Genomic DNA, 1,457 nt, shown 5'->3' with positions numbered 1-1,457 from the left:
CGCCCAGTATCCGTGGCAGAGGCTCGTTTCCGGGGAGTTTTTAATTCAAAGCCCGCAAAGCGCCCCCTTCAGAATGTATCTGGACGCCTGCGAACCCGATTGGGATTCTATGAAGGGCGACCACGATACCTACGCCGAGCTAATGCCTATCTCGGGGATTATGCCTAACTTGAATCATGCGCGGCCCTGGTTTGGCGTAGATTTTACGCTCGTCATGCGCCGTTGGAATAACCGTTTGGTGTTTGTGGCGGAGCATCTGACCCCGTGGCGTGCCACCGACTGGGAGGTGTGCGCCGTCGCGACCCTAGAGGCGGAAGGAAACCTGGTCTGGGAGCTTCGCGATGAGGTCCCCGGGCGCGGCTCCTATATTGAGGCGCTGGTGGGGCATATTGTGGATTCTCTGGGAACCGAGCCGCCCGTACTTGCCCCGGGCGAAGGCAAGGTTCTCTACGATGATTACGGCCAGGTCTCGTCGGTGCACGTCAATACGGGTGAAGCCATGCTGCGGGCGCTCATCACACGTATCTGGTACGGGGTGGACCCGACAACCGGTCAGCGGGCACCGTACCTGTATGAGGCGCGGGTCAAAGATCAGTTTGATGAGGATTCCAGGGGCGGGTTCAGCACGATCGCGTGGAGCTCACCCGAGAAATTCTACTACTGGAGCTGGGATCGGGTGCCCGGGTTCGTGCCTGCGGTAACCGACCCCGAGATTCTGCGCCGCGACGAGGTGGATCTGCTGATTCCGCATCTTCCGGTTGCCCCCGGCGTACCCTCGCAGGAGAATGAAGACGATGCAGCGGTGCCGTGGTTTTACGAGGCTTCAGGTACTGTTTCTGACAATCCTGAGCCGTAAACGCGGGCAGCAAAGTCTGCGCCGAGAACTCGACCCAGATTTTTACCATTCATCGTTAGAAAGGGTTTAAGCCCATGCAGTACATTCTTTTGCTCAGGAGCGTGAACCTGGGGAAGCTGCGCAAGGTGTCGATGCCCGAGCTGAAAAAGCGGCTGGCTGCACTGGGATACGAGAACGTCACAAGCTATATCAACTCAGGGAACCTGCTATTTGTGAGCTCGCGGGATAAAACCACCGTGGCACAGGAGATCACCGATCTGCTGGCGAAGCATTACGATTTCGAGATTCCATTCTCACTTCTCACCGCTGACGAATACCGCAAGGATGCGCACAACCTGCCCGAGTGGTGGAACGAGGACATGCCTCGCCTGGACGCCATGTTTTTCACCATTGATGCTGATCGCGATGCACTAGCCGCCGAGCTCGAAACGCTGGATGTTCCCGACGAAGTGCTTCACATAGGAACCTGCGCCGTCTACTTCGGCAACTACAGCACACCCGATTATAAAAAGGCTCAGTACGGAAAGTTTATGTCAAAGAAAGCCTTCGCAAACCAGCTGACTCTGCGCAACGCCAAAACCTGCAACAAGATTCTAGACCT

The 1,457-nt window shown here is 56.7% G+C and carries 2 protein-coding genes; both read left to right on the top strand.

Annotated features, from left to right (window positions below; all coding sequences use genetic code 11):
* Positions 1–73 precede the first annotated feature (73 nt).
* A complete protein-coding gene (locus Q4P78_RS08680; protein ID WP_303339979.1) occupies positions 74–856 on the top strand; it encodes a hypothetical protein in 783 nt (260 codons plus the stop codon).
* Between the two features lie 74 nt (positions 857–930).
* Positions 931–1,457: DUF1697 domain-containing protein (locus tag Q4P78_RS08675; RefSeq protein WP_303339978.1), on the top strand; the 527-nt coding region annotated here is incomplete at its 3' end.

The sequence above is a fragment of the Rothia sp. (in: high G+C Gram-positive bacteria) genome (genome assembly GCF_030540545.1).
GTDB lineage: Bacteria > Actinomycetota > Actinomycetes > Actinomycetales > Micrococcaceae > Rothia.
Note: the sequence above shows the minus strand (reverse complement) of the source record. Positions and strands in the feature narration are given on the sequence as shown.

Bases quoted from the DNA above. Each gene is read 5' to 3' on its own strand.
- Q4P78_RS08680 (WP_303339979.1), top strand. From the start codon at position 74: ATGTATCTGGACGCCTGCGAACCCGATTGGGATTCTATGAAGGGCGAC.